The sequence below is a fragment of the Bacillus sp. TSO22 genome, assembly GCF_020223595.1.
Classification (GTDB): Bacteria; Bacillota; Bacilli; order Bacillales; family Bacillaceae; genus Bacillus; species Bacillus inaquosorum.
The window spans coordinates 58,543-75,447 of sequence record NZ_JAHAWO010000014.1 but is presented as its reverse complement, the minus strand read 5'-3'; the positions used below and the strand labels follow the sequence as shown (position 1 = coordinate 75,447).

General features: G+C 37.9%; 16 protein-coding genes and 2 pseudogenes. 10 read left to right on the top strand and 8 right to left on the bottom strand.

What is annotated here, in order from left to right; translation table 11 throughout:
• Position 1: 1 nt before the first annotated feature.
• Positions 2-859 carry a YitT family protein gene (locus KHQ79_RS17645; RefSeq protein WP_003240507.1) on the bottom strand — a complete coding sequence of 286 codons (858 nt, stop codon included), beginning with the start codon at positions 857-859 and terminating at the stop codon, positions 2-4.
• Between the two features lie 332 nt (positions 860-1,191).
• Positions 1,192-1,329 carry a hypothetical protein gene (locus KHQ79_RS17640; protein WP_225516353.1) on the bottom strand — a complete coding sequence of 46 codons (138 nt, stop codon included), beginning with the start codon at positions 1,327-1,329 and terminating at the stop codon, positions 1,192-1,194.
• Positions 1,330-1,508: 179 nt separating this feature from the next.
• On the opposite strand from KHQ79_RS17640, the pseudogene KHQ79_RS22445 reads away from it, so the two are divergent.
• Positions 1,509-1,883: pseudogene (locus tag KHQ79_RS22445) on the top strand (TVP38/TMEM64 family protein); the annotation flags it as partial.
• Between the two features lie 158 nt (positions 1,884-2,041).
• On the opposite strand, the gene KHQ79_RS17635 reads toward KHQ79_RS22445, so the two are convergent.
• Positions 2,042-2,932: a LysR family transcriptional regulator gene (locus KHQ79_RS17635; protein WP_003240517.1), complete on the bottom strand. Its 891-nt coding sequence runs from the start codon at positions 2,930-2,932 to the stop codon at positions 2,042-2,044.
• 169 nt (positions 2,933-3,101) lie between these two features.
• Between KHQ79_RS17635 and fumC the strand changes: the two genes are divergently transcribed.
• Entirely contained in the window at positions 3,102-4,490 is a 1,389-nt protein-coding gene (gene fumC / locus KHQ79_RS17630) for a class II fumarate hydratase (RefSeq protein ID WP_225516351.1), read from the top strand.
• A gap of 291 nt (positions 4,491-4,781) precedes the next feature.
• Here the strand turns inward: fumC and KHQ79_RS17625 are convergent, their stop codons facing one another.
• Positions 4,782-5,543 carry an MBL fold metallo-hydrolase gene (locus KHQ79_RS17625; protein WP_003240521.1) on the bottom strand — a complete coding sequence of 254 codons (762 nt, stop codon included), beginning with the start codon at positions 5,541-5,543 and terminating at the stop codon, positions 4,782-4,784.
• Positions 5,544-5,784: 241 nt separating this feature from the next.
• On the opposite strand from KHQ79_RS17625, the gene KHQ79_RS17620 reads away from it, so the two are divergent.
• Positions 5,785-6,195 (top strand): Lrp/AsnC family transcriptional regulator, encoded by a 411-nt coding sequence (locus KHQ79_RS17620; protein ID WP_225516350.1) that lies wholly within the window; start codon positions 5,785-5,787, stop codon positions 6,193-6,195.
• A 143-nt stretch (positions 6,196-6,338) separates the two neighbouring features.
• Here the strand turns inward: KHQ79_RS17620 and KHQ79_RS17615 are convergent, their stop codons facing one another.
• Positions 6,339-7,202, bottom strand: coding sequence for a DMT family transporter (locus KHQ79_RS17615; protein WP_225516348.1), 864 nt, complete (start codon positions 7,200-7,202; stop codon positions 6,339-6,341).
• A gap of 154 nt (positions 7,203-7,356) precedes the next feature.
• On the opposite strand from KHQ79_RS17615, the gene pdxR reads away from it, so the two are divergent.
• Entirely contained in the window at positions 7,357-8,748 is a 1,392-nt protein-coding gene (pdxR, locus tag KHQ79_RS17610) for a MocR-like pyridoxine biosynthesis transcription factor PdxR (protein WP_225516346.1), read from the top strand.
• A 459-nt stretch (positions 8,749-9,207) separates the two neighbouring features.
• Positions 9,208-9,633, top strand: coding sequence for a MaoC family dehydratase (locus KHQ79_RS17605; RefSeq protein ID WP_003240530.1), 426 nt, complete (start codon positions 9,208-9,210; stop codon positions 9,631-9,633).
• A 51-nt stretch (positions 9,634-9,684) separates the two neighbouring features.
• Here the strand turns inward: KHQ79_RS17605 and KHQ79_RS17600 are convergent, their stop codons facing one another.
• A complete protein-coding gene (locus tag KHQ79_RS17600; RefSeq protein ID WP_225516344.1) occupies positions 9,685-10,257 on the bottom strand; it encodes an alpha/beta hydrolase in 573 nt (190 codons plus the stop codon).
• 83 nt (positions 10,258-10,340) lie between these two features.
• Entirely contained in the window at positions 10,341-10,670 is a 330-nt protein-coding gene (locus tag KHQ79_RS17595) for a winged helix-turn-helix transcriptional regulator (RefSeq protein ID WP_060397998.1), read from the bottom strand.
• 367 nt (positions 10,671-11,037) lie between these two features.
• On the opposite strand from KHQ79_RS17595, the gene KHQ79_RS17590 reads away from it, so the two are divergent.
• Entirely contained in the window at positions 11,038-11,910 is an 873-nt protein-coding gene (locus tag KHQ79_RS17590) for a YitT family protein (protein ID WP_060397999.1), read from the top strand.
• A 121-nt stretch (positions 11,911-12,031) separates the two neighbouring features.
• Here the strand turns inward: KHQ79_RS17590 and KHQ79_RS17585 are convergent.
• Positions 12,032-12,197, bottom strand: a pseudogene (locus KHQ79_RS17585) (winged helix-turn-helix transcriptional regulator); the annotation flags it as partial.
• Between the two features lie 347 nt (positions 12,198-12,544).
• On the opposite strand from KHQ79_RS17585, the gene KHQ79_RS17580 reads away from it, so the two are divergent.
• The 4 genes from KHQ79_RS17580 (at position 12,545) to KHQ79_RS22330 (ending at position 16,806) form a co-directional block, all read left to right on the top strand.
• Entirely contained in the window at positions 12,545-14,197 is a 1,653-nt protein-coding gene (locus KHQ79_RS17580) for an FAD-dependent oxidoreductase (RefSeq protein ID WP_225516342.1), read from the top strand.
• A 54-nt stretch (positions 14,198-14,251) separates the two neighbouring features.
• Positions 14,252-14,599, top strand: coding sequence for a metal-responsive transcriptional regulator AseR (locus KHQ79_RS17575; protein WP_003240541.1), 348 nt, complete (start codon positions 14,252-14,254; stop codon positions 14,597-14,599).
• Between the two features lie 12 nt (positions 14,600-14,611).
• Complete coding sequence (locus tag KHQ79_RS17570; protein ID WP_225516340.1) at positions 14,612-15,910, top strand: arsenic transporter; 1,299 nt, start codon at positions 14,612-14,614, stop codon at positions 15,908-15,910.
• A gap of 149 nt (positions 15,911-16,059) precedes the next feature.
• Positions 16,060-16,806, top strand: coding sequence for a MerR family transcriptional regulator (locus tag KHQ79_RS22330; RefSeq protein ID WP_225516338.1), 747 nt, complete (start codon positions 16,060-16,062; stop codon positions 16,804-16,806).
• The last annotated feature ends 99 nt before the right edge of the window (positions 16,807-16,905 follow it).

Sequence of the window (16,905 nt, the reverse complement as noted above, 5' to 3'; positions counted from 1 at the left end):
TTTAATTTGCCTTTTTAGCTAACTTATTGTTCATCAATCCGAACTTCCCGCCTACCGCTTCTTTCACTTCATGAATAACGATAAAGGAGTTTGGATCAATGTCTTGAACACTCTTTTTAATTTTTAGCAGCTCGTTCTTTTTAATGACAACATAGATAATACGTTTATCCTTATTAGCATAATAACCATATCCATAAAATATAGTTGCGGCGCTGCCGAACTCACTAGTAATGAACTGTGCAATTTTTTCATATTGATCTGACATAATGGTCATAGCTTTCTTATTATGAAAACCTTCAATCATTATATCGACGATCTTGACGCACAAATAAACAAAAATAAACGTGTATAATGTGTTATTAATTCCCACAGCAAATATGGAGGCAAATATAATGAAGCTATCCATATAGAATAAGCTTTTTGAAATACTATACCCTTTAGTATAATTTAATAAATAAGCCATAAGAGTGGTTCCTCCGGTAGAACCATCTGCAATAAAAATCATGGCGAGCCCTGCCCCCATCAATAAAGCTCCAAACACAATACCTAAAATGATGTCATGGATGGCAAATGGAATAAAGCTTACAATCTTAAGGAAAACAGACGTCATAATGGCCCCGAATGTGGTATAAAGGATCGTTTTCTTTGTTAAGAATTTATAAGCTGCAGCTATAAAAACAAGGTTTATTAGAAACGTACTTATACTTGTTGGTATATGAAATAGATAATATAAAACTAAAGCAATACCAACTGTGCTTCCATCACCTAATTTATTTGGAATAACAAAAAACTCAATAGATGCAGCAATTAGAAATGTTCCAATGATAATTAAAAGGACATCTTTGTAAATATTTTTCATTATAAAAACCTCCTTTTCTATAGGATTTGCATAAAAAATAATAAAAAACGTCTCAGATATTGTTATGTTAAAAACATAATCAATTTCTAAGACGAAAGAATTACGATACTTATTTATTTCTCTACTTTCCTCAAAATAATTTATTCAATTAAAAGTACATCTTAAAAAATCATTTGAGAGGATTGCTCGATATCTCCGATGATTATATAAATTTCCCTGATTGATGTCAATATTAATTGTAAATAGATTATTAGTACACACGTAATTAAAATTTAAAGAGTTTTTCGCTGTATAAGCTATATGTTGCTTCGATCGTTATCGGGTGAATACTATTATGAATATGAGTGTAAAGCAGAATCATGATTTGAAGATTGTTTTGATTCTTCGTTCTTACTGCCCGTACACTCAGCAAGCAATAAGGCAAGCAGCAGGGCAGCATTCCAATAACATATCTTGCTAAGTTTCTTCATTCTTTCCTCTCCATTAACTCGTTCAGCTTCATATAAAAGTTTGTGTATCTAAATATTACCATGTAATAGATTGAAACCTGTTTAAAAAGAGGAAACGATTTTTGGTTAGCTTCGCCAAAACTTAAGAATTCTTAAGAACTTTTGCCCCTTTTTCTTCAGGTTTTCCATGTAATGTAGTAAGCGTAACCTTGGTTTATCTTTTTTCGAAAATGTTTTCAAGCGGAAAAATGGTGAAGAATTTGGAGCGTAAACATCCAGATTTAAAAAAATTATTGGAGACTTACAATTATAAGTTTTTGGCATTGGGGATGATTTGTCCGATAGCCCCAACAGATGTCGTGTGTTTTTTATCAGCAGCCGTTGGGTTAAAGTATCGTGTTTACATTTTAACTGTAATTATTACGAATATCCCTCTATTAATATTTTCTAGCTTTATTGTGATCAACTTCAGTGAGTCTTTAGTGGGTACTGTATTAGTTATCGTATCATTTGTTTTGATTTCTGTTGTATCCATTAAAATGTGGAACATTCTTAAGCAGAAGCAAAGCGTGTAGGGATAAACTATAGATCGTATATGACGTGATGTTCAGTAAATACAGGAGCGCAATAAAGAAAGGATATATGAAAGAAGATACCATGCAAAACTGGTATCTTTTTTATGTGAGTTTTTCTAGAGTATCCTGTACATTCCAGCAATGACAGTAACTTAACACTATATCGAATCTATTTGAGGAAACTGATTGATGATATATTGCTTGAAGTTTTCAGTGACAGGTGATAGATACTTCCCTTCAATCCAAGAAATACCGACTACACGCTCAAACCTTGGCCAACTAATACGTACCTTTACGATATTTGTTTGGTCTAAGCCTTTAAAATCAGGAAGAATTGAAACGCCAAGACCCGCTGCAACAAAACCTGCGATTGTAGCAGCTTCTTCACCTTCAAATACAATGTTTGGGGTAATATTAACCTGTTCAAAAATATGATCTATTGTCACTCGAAGAGCGAAACCTTCTTTCATTAAAACAAAAGGCTCATTAGCAATTTCGTTTAACGTAATATCCTCACGAGTAGCTAACACATGATTTTTTGGCAAAAATAAAAAGAGCTCCTCCTTCCATAAGGGTTTCCACATTATATTTGATTCGGCTGGAAAAGAAGCAAGTAGACAGAGATCAAGTTCACCTGATTTTAGTTTATCTAAAAGCAAATTAGAGTGAGACTGGTTTAGTTGAAAATGAACTTTTGGGTAATTATTTTTAAATGTTCCAATTAAATGTGGAACGATTGTTGTACCCAGGGTGTGTAAAAAGCCTAAAGACACTTCACCTTGATCCGGTTTTAAAAGAGATTGAATTGCTTCCTTTCCTTCAGTAAATTCTTTAATTATGGAATCAACCCTCTTGAGGAATATTTCCCCATACTTATTTAATTTAATGGACCGGCCTTGTCTATCAAAAAGCGGAACACCTAAATGATTTTCTAATCTAACAATAGATCGAGAAAGTGCTGGCTGTGTAATTGATAAAGTTTCAGCAGCTTTCGTTACATGCTGTATACGAGCAAGAGTTTGGAAGTACTCTAATTGTTCCCATTCCATTAAAAAAATCCTCTCTTTTTATAAATCATTACATGAAGGAATTAAAATCATATTTATTATGCATTATACATCATGATTTATGAGTGTTATGATAAATTCATCGGCAAAATAAATAAAATTTTATATAAATATTAAATTAATTAGGGTGCTCAAAAGGAGGAACTATTAAATGAGCTATCGAATTGAAAAGGATACTTTTGGAGAAATAAAGGTGCCTGCTGATAAGTTTTGGGGGGCGCAAACACAACGTAGTAAAGAGAACTTCAAAATAGGTTCTGAAAAAATGCCTAACCGTATTGTTAAAGCTTTTGCTATATTGAAGCGCAGTACAGCTATTGCTAATAATCGTCTAGGTAATTTGGATAGTGAAAAAACAGAGGTTATTACAGCAGTTTGTGATGAAATTCTTGAAGGCAAATATGATGACAATTTTCCACTCGTTGTTTGGCAGACGGGAAGCGGTACACAAAGCAATATGAATGTTAACGAAGTGATAGCAAACCTTGCAACAGCTTTATTAAAAGAGAAAGGCTCTATACAAACCATACATCCAAATGATGATGTCAACCGCAGTCAAAGTTCGAATGACACTTTCCCAACAGCGATGCATGTTGCAGGTGTATTAGCTATCTATGAACAATTAGTTCCTGCACTTGATCAACTTCGGAACACATTAGATGAAAAAGCAAAAAAATTCAATGACATTGTAAAAATAGGACGTACACATCTTCAAGATGCTACACCTTTAACTCTTGGACAAGAAATTAGCGGTTGGGTATATATGATTGACCGTTCGAAAGAAATGATATTGGAAGCAACTGAAAAAATGCGTGAGCTTGCTATCGGGGGTACGGCTGTAGGGACAGGCATTAACGCACATCCACAGTTTGGAGAGGTTGTCTCAGAGGAAATCTCGCAGTTTACAGGCCAACATTTTAAAAGTTCACCTAATAAGTTTCATGCCTTAACTAGTCATGATGAAATAACATATGTACATGGCGCTATGAAGGCATTAGCTGCTGACTTAATGAAAATTGCGAACGATGTTAGATGGCTTGCAAGCGGTCCCCGCTGTGGTATCGGGGAAATTTCAATCCCGGAAAATGAGCCCGGCAGCTCCATTATGCCCGGTAAAGTTAACCCTACACAATGTGAAGCCCTTACCATGATTGCGGCTCAAATTATGGGGAATGATGCAACTATTGGTTTTGCTTCAAGTCAGGGCAACTTTGAACTCAATGTATTTAAACCAGTTATCATCTATAACTTCCTTCAATCCGTACAGTTACTGAGTGATGGAATAAAATCTTTCCATGATCATTGTGCGGTTGGTATTGAACCTAATAAGAAAACCATTGAGGAAAATCTTTCCAGCTCTTTGATGCTTGTCACAGCATTGAATCCTTATATCGGATATGAAAATTCAGCAAAAATTGCCAAGTTTGCTCATAAAGAAGGCTTGACGTTAAAAGAGGCTGCTGTGCAACTCGAATTATTAACGGAAGAACAATTTGATGAGATGGTTAAGCCAGAAGATATGGTGAAACCAAACATTTAAATCTTTTAAGATAAAAACTAGTTACTAATCAGTAACTAGTTTTTTATTTCAATTGTGATGAAACCATTGACATAAGTTTCATCAATAGAGGAAATTTTAAATACTCCAAAGGAATCATGAGAGAAAACATAACGGATTTCCCCGTTTATTTTTTCAGATTCTATTAAATCTTTGCACCAGGAATCAGTCTATCTAATTGCTGGTAGAATACAAAGTTTATTAGGGCAGAAGTCTTTTTCAACCGTTTCAAAAAAATTGTTTTCAATGCCCATTCTGTCCTTCAATAAACATTTATAATGAATATGATTCACCATCATCAGGCACTAAGACACGAGAGGAGATTCCTTTTTCATGAATAAAAGATTTTAATTCTTCTCTTGATAATCCCCAATGGTTGACAGCCTCCATGTGGCTCACGATGATTTTTGCTTTTGCAGCAGCCTTATACGTTTCATAGATATCTTCTTTACCCATGACGAGAGAACCGCCTTCAAAGAATTGATTATCTCCGCCGTTCACTACAATGATGTCCGGCTGATGTGTATCAATCTCTTCTTGAACCGCATCATACCAGACTGTATCTCCGGCGATATATAATGTTTTCTCACTTTGGTGTTTGAACACAACACCGCATACAAGACCTGCAAGTTTTAGAATTTCTCCTCTTCCGTGTTCGCCTTTTGTTTTTATTAACTGAATGCCTTCAAAGACTGTATCTTTTGTTAAAACCTCGACGTTTTTGAAACCAGCATTTCGTATTTCTGTTGCATCTTCTTCATTTTGGGAGAACAGCTTGATATCTTTTGGCAATACCTTTTTAGCCGCCTCATCCCAATGGTCGAGGTGTAGATGGGTAACAATAACAGCATCAATATCGTTAATAATATGGTCTACAGAGGCTGGCAATTCAACTAAAGGGTTGTTTTGATCCTGTCTTGGCGCGTTTGGAAATGGCGGATAAGCACCCTTCTCAGCCAACATGGGATCTATTAAAAACGTTTTGCCTGCATATTTGACAACAAGTGTGGCATTACGGATTTGTTGAATGTTCATGTATAACACTCCTTTTTTTTTAGATGTGTATAGTTTACGGGCAGCCGCTGAATAAATACATGGAACAAATCAAGTCTTTCTGTCGATTGACTTGATTTTTGAAAGTATGTAATTTATTTTGTATAAATTGTCATTAAGGCAGAATCAGGTTAATTAAATGAAACGAATGTTAAAATAATGTGCAGGACTGCACCTTTTAGAGAGATGATGAACAGAAAGATTTTAGAAGGGATTTGATTTCATGTTGGATCACACAGACATGCAAATATTAGATGAGTTATCTCAAAATAGCCGTATTACGATGAAAGAATTAGGTGAGAAAGTTCATTTAACAGGTCAAGCAGCAGCCTCAAGGGTTGCCAAATTAGAAGACAACGGTGTCATTGAGGGATATACAATTAAAGTGAACCAAGTGAAATTAGGGTGTTATATACATGCTTTGCTTAATATCTATACAAAAAGCACCCATCATCAGCCATACCTGTCATTTATCAAAACACAAGAGAAATATGTCATCAATAATTATAAAATCAGCGGGGATGGCTGTTATCTTCTTGAATGCAGATTTCCGTCTAATGAAGCGTTAGATCAATTTTTAGTGGAATTAAACAAGCATGTCAATTATAAATTATCGATTGTGATTAACAAGTAGAGGCTCTTTCTCTTTAATAGCTAAATAATCTGTGAGGTCTAAGTCCTCTCAGCCGCATCAAGATACCAAGGGATGCAGCCCTTGGTATTTATTATGCCTTCATTTATTTTTGAAGTTTACTCATCCAGCCTAAATCGTCTTCTTTACTTTGCAAATCGCCGAGCAGCTGCCACGCACATGATAACGGCAATATTCACTGCAACGAGTGCCCAGCCCACTTTCTCGTGCAGAATTACTGAGGCAAGCAGCAGTCCAAAGAAGGGCTGAAGAAGCTGCAGCTGCCCAACCGCCGCAATTCCGCCTTGGGCGAGACCTCTATACCAGAACACGAAGCCGATCAGCATGCTGAATAAGGACACATAGGCAAGACTGAGCAGCGCAGGCACGCCGATGCCCGACCATGAGTCCGGTGTAAAAAAGAACGACAAAGGCAGCATCAGAGGAAGCGACAGAACGAGTGCCCAAGAGATCACCTGCCAGTTCCCCAGACGACGTGAAAGCCTAGCCCCTTCTGCATAACCAAGACCGCATACGACGATAGAAGCCAGCATGTATGCGTCGCCGAGCGGGGATGATCCTCCTCCCTGGATCAGGGCGAAACCTGCTACTAGTAAGCTGCCGGCAGCTGAGAACATCCAGAAGACTGGGCGGGGACGTTCCCCTCCGCGCAGGACGCCGAAGATGGCCGTCGCAAGCGGAAGAAGCCCAATGAAGACAATAGCATGTGCGGATGTGACATACTGAAGCGCTAAGGCTGTCAGCAACGGGAAACCGATCACCACGCCGAACGCTACCACCAACAGCGAGGTGATGTCTCTTTTAGCAGGATGCTGCTGCCGGAAGATGAGAAGGAGACCCCCAGCCAATATACCAGCTATCGTAGCGCGGCATACGGTGAGGAACAATGGGTTGAAGTCCGTCACAGCCAAGCGGGTTGCAGGCAGCGAGCCGCTGAAAATGAGTACGCCTATAAAACCATTTATCCAGCCATTTGTTGTTTTGTTCATTGCAATCACTCCAAATAGGGTTCTTTTTAATGATCTGGATTTTCTTAACAAAACCAGTATCTAAGGATTACAATGACTATAAACTGGAATTGGCCTTTTATAAACAGCCAGTTTTCATAAAAAAATGCATACCAGTTAGGAGAACAACGTGCAAATGGATATCACGCCTTTTTTGAATAGAAATCTGGATATTCCGCTTTATCAGCAGCTTTATCGGTATTTCAAAGAAAACATGCATCAGGGGCGTATTCAAAAAGGAATGAAGCTCCCTTCAAAAAGACTTCTGGCGAGTCAGCTTTCCATCAGTCAAACGACTGTAGAACGTGCCTATGAACAGCTTGCCGCTGAGGGCTATATCGTGAGTAAGCCAAGAAGCGGATGGTTTGCTGATTATCATGATTCTGATTTTGCCTATCGTAAAATGCCAAGCGCATCACTAATTAAAGAAAAAGCACAAGAAAATAAACAATGGATTGATTTTCACTATGGAAATGTAGATTCTTCTTACTTTCCTTTTTCCGCATGGCGAAAAAGCATGGTCAATAGTTTAGACCAATATGGCCACGAGCTTTATCGGCCGGGAAATGATTTAGGAGAGTTTGAGCTGAGAACACTCATTGCAGAGTACCTGTATCAATCACGCGGTGTTCATTGTATCCCTGAACAAGTCATCATAGGTGCCGGGAACCCGATTCTTCTGCAAATCTTGTGCCAAGTTTTTGAGCCGAATATTTCCATAGGATATGAGGATCCCGGTTATCCAAGAGCACGCAAGATTTTTGAAGCCAATCGTATGAATATTCTTCCTATACCAGTTGATGATGAAGGCATCTGCATACAGAAGATCAAAGAACAGCAGCCAGACCTTGTATACGTTACGCCTTCTCACCAATTTACGCTGGGAACCATTATGACGATTAACAGAAGAATTCAGCTGCTCAAATGGGCGGCTGAAAATCAATCATTTATTATAGAGGATGATTATGATGGGGAATTTAGGTACACAGGACAGCCGGTTCCTTCCTTGCAAGGGCTTGACCAGCATAACCGTGTCATTTATATGGGCACTTTTTCTAAGTCTCTTCTTCCCTCGCTGCGTATCAGCTATATGATTCTTCCTTCGCCTCTTTTAAAAAAAGGCCATGAAATCACGTCATTATATAAGCAAACGGTGTCCTGCCACAGTCAGCTGACGCTAGCTGAATTTATAAAAAATGGAGAGTGGCAAAAGCACATCAACAGAATGAGAAAGCTTTACCGTAAAAAAAGAGCCATTTTATTAGAGGCTGTGCAAAGAGAATTAGGAAAGCATGTCAGGATTCGCGGAGAAAACTCCGGGCTTCGTATCTTACTTGACGTTTATTTGCCATTTAGCGAAAAAGAGTTAATTGAGAAGGCAAAGGAGCATGGAGTAAAAATTTATCCTGTTTCTCTTTCTTATAAAAACAATCCTCCTACAAAAACGGTCTCACTTGGATTTGCAGGGGTTTCTGAATTTAACATACGAGAAGGCATAAAAAAACTGAAAGCTGCTTGGAAGATATAAGAGGTCTTTCAGCTTCGTTTAGAAAATAAAGATGCTTTGATATTCGAAATGGTTAAGACGACTAGTTTTCATATGATAAAAACCAAATGGTTATTGTTTTACGTTTTAACAACTTAAACTCAGTAACGATCGATAATTTGCACCGTAAGTATCTTTAGTATAACTAGGGAAGAGTTGTGTGAAGAGTGAAATCAAGTTGAGATACCTTAGGAATCATTAGGGGATGATGGCTTTAAAAATATCAACAGCAATGAATGACAATACTGAAGATATGGGTGCCTTCAGTCTCCAGCTCATAATAAGTCTTGGATGATTTTTTTATTGGTACCCTTTTTACAATACCAATTAGAACCTTCTGCATCATAGGCAATTGATGAAGCTGTAAATGCAATTTTTTATTTGCTGATGTCTCAGTGCTACAATAAACAAGTACACAAATGACAAAATAGAGGTGTAAGCATGAAGTTAGATGAGTTTACAATTGGTCAGGTATTCAAAACGAAATCTTTAAAATTAACAAAAGATGATATTATGCGGTTTGCTGGTGAATTTGACCCCCAATATATGCATTTAGATGAGGAAAAAGCGAATAAAGGCAGATTTAATGGAATTATCGCTTCTGGCATACAAACGCTGGCCATTTCTTTTAAACTTTGGATTGAAGAAGGGTTCTATGGAGACGATATTATTGCCGGAACAGAAATGAATCATATTACATTCATAAAACCCGTTTATCCAGATGATGAACTGCATACAATTGTTGAGGTTCTTGATAAGCAGCCAAAGAGAAACGAAATGGGAATACTCACTGTATTGTTATCTACTTTTAATCATAAAGAAGAAAAAGTATTTGAAGGTGAGTTATCGGTATTGATTAAGCAATGACTCAGAAAGCCCGCTTTTCTAAAGCGGGCTTATTCAAATACTAAGAATGTTTTAGCGGGTTTCTTTTGAAAAATAGGAGTTTAAAATATCATGAACAATAGGTAAAGAAGTAAATCCCTCATTTTCTAAAAAATGACCCCCGTGTTGGACTTCATAAAACGCAGCGTCAATTTGTTGTGCCAGATCCTTGCTCCATGCAAATGGCACAATTTGATCGTTCTTAGAAGCAATGACAGCACGGTGCTTTGCAGACCTGATGATTTTTTGATCATCAAATGATCCCTCTGTAAATTCATCTAACATCTTTAAATTGGACAATGATTTGGCAAAGCCGGAAACAAGAATGATTCCGCCAAGCTGTTCGCGCAATTGAGTACGTTCCAAAAACCTCAAAATGGCAGGGCACCCTAAGCTGTGTGCAACCAAATACGTATTCTCATGTAAATGGTGTTGATACAAAGAGAGTGTATCCAGCCAATCTTCAAGTCTTGGCTCAAGCGGATTAGGCATGTCCAAAACTTCTGCTTGAATCCCGTCTGCGAGCAGGCGTTTTTTTAGCCATGGAAACCAATGGTTTGCTGAGGAGGCTCTGTAGCCATGAATGATATAGACTTGTTTTGTCATCTTTTTCTCCTAATAAAATATTTTTATTTAGTATAAAATTCCTCTCATTGGGAGACAAGTACGCACTTTTTTGTAAGTGGTTTTTATTCATGAGGTGCGCCTTGTGTTATTCCCCACTTGCACATTTCATCTATGAGGGGATACAAAGACAGCCCTCTGTCTGATAACGAATACTCTACTTTGAGGGGGATTTGAGAAACCTCTGTCCGATGAATAAGGCCGTCGGTTTGTAATTCCTTGAGCTGTGCGCTTAACATTTTATGGGTGATTAAGGGCATAGCCCGTTTCAGCTCTCCGTATCTCATCGTTTTTTCACATCCTAACTCATAGAGAATTCTCATTTTCCATTTGCCCCCTATAAGAGATAAGGTGTATTCAAATGGGGCTTGTTTGCTGCGGCATAAGCTATTCAATGTAATCAAACCTCCTCTTTTAAAAGTATAATATCAGAATGAATCAGGATTTTCGGTGTTCTGATCTGGAAGCGTACATGTTTGATCTCGTTTGTATGAAGGATACCGAGGAATGTAAGTTCCTTGGTATTTGTATTTTAAACGGACTGCTAAATCTCATCTGTATCGTTGAATGTTCTAAGTCATAAAGGGTTACCTTATCTTTAAGATTTGATATTCTTCGGTTTGTATATGGGATAAAATGTTATAAGAAGCAATCCTCTTGCAAAAATTCCTGATTAACCTTTTTTAAAAGCATGTTTTTAGCTGAAAAAATCTATTATGGTATAGTTAAATATAACGAAATATTTAAGAAATGAGGAATGGTATGGATACAATCAAAAAACGTAAGAAATTTAAGGCGAAAATGATTCTGCAAGTCATCATGGTTATAATCGGAGGAATTATAGCGGCATATGGACTAGAAACAGTGCTTATTCCAAACAGTGTATCTGATGGAGGGGTGACTGGTCTTAGCATCGTTGGTTCACAGCTATTCAATTTGCCGCTGGGAATTTTGATTGCTGTTATTAACATTCCGTTTGTGTGGTTAGGATATAAGCAAATTGGGAAAAGCTTTGCGTTATTATCAATTATCGGAATCGTATCACTTGCTGCGGGTACAAGTTTTTTCCACCATACCCCGGCTATCATAGAGGGAGATACCTTGTTAATTACCGTTGTTGGCGGGATTATCCTTGGATTCGGAATGGGGTTAGCGCTGCGTAATGGCGGCGCATTAGATGGAATTGATATGCTTGCTGTGCTGCTTTCCCGAAAACTGCCATTTGGAACGAGCGATCTCATTCTATTCTTAAACTTATTTGTGTTTATTTTTGTTTCCACAGTATTTGGTTTGCAAGGGGCGTTGCTTTCAGTCATTGCTTACTACATTGCATCCAAAGTCATTCATGTGGTTGAGGAAGGTTTAAGCGGTTCTAAAACCTTTCAAATTATTACCGCCGAACCTGAATTAATGGTAGAGACCATACGTGATCAATTAGGCCGAAGCGCCACATATAAAGACGCTTACGGGGGATTTTCCCACGAGAAGTTTAAAGAAATCACATGTGTCATCAACCGCTTAGAAGAAACCAAACTAAAGGAAATTATTAATGATATTGATAAAACCGCCTTTGTTACCGTATATGACGTAGCTGAAGTGAAGGGCAGCAATTTTAGAAAACTTAATCATCATTAGAAAAAAATGACCTTTCACCATCATCTATTGGACATGTAATCATCAGTCGTATCATAGAAATACCAAGGGTTTTGCGCCCTTGGTATTTTTTGCATTTTACTGATTTAAAGCAATTTAAATCTTATCTTCTGCTTGTTGTTTCAATTTTATTGATTCTGTCTCTATACTTTTCTCCCCAGTCATTCATATGCAGGATAACACGTTCTAACGTTCTGCCAAACTCAGTTAGGGTATTCCACTTTTGGAGGGACCTGTTTATAAACCTCGCGGTGAATCACGCCATCCCGCGCACCTAGAGGGTAAGATCTTTAGTGCGGGCAAAAACAGCAGAGAAACAAATTTAAATGGCATTCTTTAACTCGAATTTATAAGGAGCAGCTTTTGACTTTGGATAAAGGTATATAAAGTGAGACTTCTCATAATGGGACTTGACACTAAGAAAATAAATTTCATTTGATGTTTCGAATATAAGTGATTGATTATATAAATAAAAACTTATATAATCGCGGTGTAACAAAATCTAATGATTTTGGCGCTTTGGGGCGTGACTCAGATTTTGTTTTCGGAGTTTATTTTGTCATCGCAATTTATGTGTTTGAAATACTTGAAATCACTCATAATGGAGGATTATTCAATGAAGATGATTATAGTTGGTTCAGTTGCAGCTGGTACGTCTGTTGCGGCAAAAGCACGAAGAAATAATGAAAACATCGATATTACAGTTTATAATGCAGATTATGATATTTCATATTCAATTTGCGGTATTCCATACTTTTTAGGCGGGGAAGTAGAAAATCTGAGTTCCCTGACTCCAAGAAGTGCTGCATGGTTTAAAGATCGATATCATGTTGACATCTTCACCCGCCACGAAGTGACTCAAATCAATATTGAACAAAAGAACGTTGTGGTGAAGGATCTTGAAACGGGAATTGAAAAGATTGATTCATACGATTCGTTAGTTCTCGCTACAGGCGCATCGCCAATCACTCCAGATATCCCTGGTGTTGATAGAGAGCATGTCTTTCAAGTAAGGACGATACAGAATACTGCTCAAATTGATCAGTATTTGACAAAAGAAAATCCTAAAAGAGCAACGATTATTGGAGCGGGCTATATAGGACTGGAGTTAGCTGAACAGCTTACCCGCAAAGGGTTGGACGTAACCTTGATTCAACGCAGTCACCAAGTTATGCCACACCTTGATAAGGATATGGCGTTTAGAGTTGAAGAAGAACTTCGAAGAAATGGAGTGCACTTGTTATTAAATGAAGAAGCCACATCCATAGAGGAAAAATCAGTTCATACAAGATCAGGGCAGTGCATTGAATCAGATATTGTGATTTTAGCTGCCGGTGTCCGCCCTAATACGAAAATTGCAGCAGACGCTGGTGTTGCCCTTGGTTCAACCGGTGCGATTGCAGTGAATTCAAAAATGCAAACGAACGTAAAGGATGTCTATGCAGTGGGTGATGTTGCAGAAAGTTATTCCTTGATTACAGGTGATCCGGTTTATCGCCCGTTGGGATCTACTGCAAATAAGATGGGACGGATTGCAGGGGATGTACTTACCGGCGGGGATCTGGAGCATCGCGGCATCCTTGGAACAGGTATCCTGAGAGTGTTTGCCTTAACTGTAGGGCAAACCGGGCTAAGCGAAAAAGAGGCAAGAGAGCATGGGTATGACGTTGAAGTTCTATATAATCTCAAACCTGCGAGAGCTGACTATTTAGGCGGCAAAGAATTGGTGATAAAGGCTGTAGCAGATAAATCCACGGGGCGTATTCTCGGTGTCCAAATTGTTGGGGAAGAAGGCGTAGATAAGCGTATCGATGTGTTTGCAACAGCTATTACGTTTAAAGCGAAAGCAGAGGACTTATTCCATTTAGATTTGGCATATGCTCCGCCATTCAGCACCACCAAAGATCCAGTTATGTATACGGGAATGGCTCTTGATAATGCAATCAAAAACAAAAATCGTTTAATCACGCCAAATGAATTATTGAAAAGGATGGATAATGGAGAACGTTTGCAAATTATCGACACAAGGGCTGAAAAACAGTATCGCGTCTCACACGTGCCTGATGCATTGAATATTCCTTTGTCAGAACTTCGGGAACGTGCAAACAAACTAGATCCTGATCTCACCACAATCACTTATTGCAATAGCGGGGTAACAGGAAATGCAGCCCAAAACATTTTGATCAATATGGGAATAAAAGACGTTTACAATCTTTCCGGAGGAAACAAAAACTTTCAAACATATATCAAGCTAAAGGGTAATGTATAATCAATTAGCCTATATAATGATTTAATTATATATTGATTTAAAGGAGGGACTCATATGACTGTTGATTCAAAAATAGGAGTTGCTGCGATGACCCGCTGTTTAAAAACACTTAGTGATCAAACAAGGCTTATGATGATGAAAATATTTCTTGAAAAAGAATATTGTGTCTGTCAATTGGTTGATATGTTCGAAATGAGTCAGCCTGCTATCAGCCAGCATTTACGAAAATTAAAAAACGCGGGATTTGTGAACGAGGACAGAAGAGGGCAATGGCGTTATTATTCAATAAATAAATCATGTCCCGAGTTTGATACACTGCAATTACTCTTACATCAAATCGATCAGGAGGACGAATTGTTAAAGCACATTAAACAAAAGGAAACTCAAGCGTCTTGCCAGTAAGGAGGTATTAGATTGACTTCAGTCATTTTGGCGTTATTCATCTTTTTATTAACTTTAGTATTAGTCATATGGCAGCCGAAAAACTTGTCTATAGGATGGTCAGCCTGTGGAGGAGCTGTTTTGGCTCTAATAGCCGGGGTTGTAAATTTTCATGATGTGTTAACTGTGACAGGGATTGTTTGGAATGCGACATTGGCTTTTGTAGCAATCATTATTATATCTTTAATCCTTGATAACATCGGTTTCTTTGAATGGGCAGCGCTACATATGGCAAAGGCTGCAAAAGGAAACGGTGTGCGCATGTTCATTTATGTATCTATATTAGGGGCTATAGTCGCCGCATTATTTGCTAATGACGGTGCAGCTCTTATATTGACACCGATTGTATTAGCGATGGTCAGAGCTTTAAACTTCAATGAAAAATTGGTTTTTCCTTTTATCATTGCCAGCGGGTTTATTGCAGATACGACCTCGCTCCCTTTAGTAGTGAGCAATTTGGTCAACATCGTTTCAGCAGATTATTTTCATATTACGTTTATCGATTATGCATCCAGAATGATTGTCCCGAACTTGTTCTCGTTACTGGCGAGTATCATTGTACTGTACCTTTTCTTTAGAAAAAGCATACCAAAACGTTATGATCTGACTGAGGTGAAAAAACCTGTAGAAGCCATAAAAGATCAATACATGTTCAAGCTTTCATGGTATATCTTAGGACTTCTGTTAGTTGGATACTTTGCAAGTGAATTCTTATCTATCCCTGTATCAGTGGTAGCGGGTATCATTGCAATCTTTTTCTTAATTGCTGCACAAAAGAGTCCAGCCGTTCATACAAAAAAAGTGCTGAAAGAAGCGCCGTGGGCTATTGTGTTCTTTTCAATTGGCATGTACGTTGTTGTGTACGGTGTCCGTAATGCTGGATTGACAGATGTCCTTTCAGATGTGATTCAAGCCATGGCTGATCAAGGAGTGTTTGCAGGTACGATTGGAATGGGCTTTATTGCGGCGATTCTTTCTTCCGTTATGAATAACTTGCCGACTGTCATGATTGATGCACTGGCTATTGCCGGCACAGATACACATGGGATGATGAGAGAAGCGCTCATATATGCAAATGTCATCGGTTCAGATTTAGGACCTAAAATAACACCGATTGGTTCCTTGGCGACACTATTATGGCTCCATGTCCTTTCACAAAAAGGTGTGAAGATTTCCTGGGGCACGTATTTTAAAACAGGAATCATTCTAACAATCCCAACACTATTTATTACACTTGTCGGCCTGTACATTTGGCTGATGATTATTCATTAACCGGAAAATCGTAATGAAAAAGAACCTATAAAAGGTTCTTTTTTTCATTACATGGCTTGTTGTTTTTAGTCATAAAAGGTGAAATGAATGTGTTGACTCTTACCTTCGAGGATACCTTAGTATAAAGATCACGGAAAGGAGGAATTGAAGTGTATACCGTTCGTGAAGTTGCAAAGTTAGCTCACACAACAGTGAAGACGTTACATTATTATCACAAATTAGGCCTTTTGATTCCGGAGCAAACGACGGAAGCAGGCTACCGTTTATACGGAAAAAAGGATATCGAACGATTACAGCAAATCCTTTTTTACAAAGAACTGGATTTTCCTCTCAAAGAAATTCAACAATTATTAGATGGAGAAACTGATAGAGAAAATATGCTGATCCAGCAAAAATATTTATTAGAACAAAAAATCGAACGATTTAAAGGACTGGTCAAGACAATCAATTCCTCTATCAAAAGTGCCAAAGAAGGAGTCGAATTAGATATGGAAACAATGTTTAAAGGTTTTGAATCTGAAGAAGAATGGGAAGAAGCCTTAAAAGACCAAAATGAACATTTGAAAAAAGAGTATGATTTTGATTTATCCAATCAAACAATTGATGTAGAAGCAATGAACGATTCTGCCATAGAAGCGCAGTCATTTAATGAAGATATGGTTCGATTCTTGCAAGAAGGCTTCTCGGCAAACGATCCAAACGTTTTGGACCGAGTAAAAGAACACTTAGCCTTTTTGAGAAAAAAGGGGCATCCATCAACACCGCAAGACTTTCTAAATCAGACAGAATTTTTCATCGCTGATGAGTTTCATAGAAATATGCTTGAGCAATTGCAAACAGGTTACGCTTATTTCCTGAATAAAGCAGCAGCTACTTATTTGGCAAATATAAAATAGTATTCAATCATAAGCCATTTATTGCCCAGTTTCAAAAAGAGGTTATAAATGAAAATATGTTTTTACCAGGTAACGAATAAAGGAGATACCAAACGATGT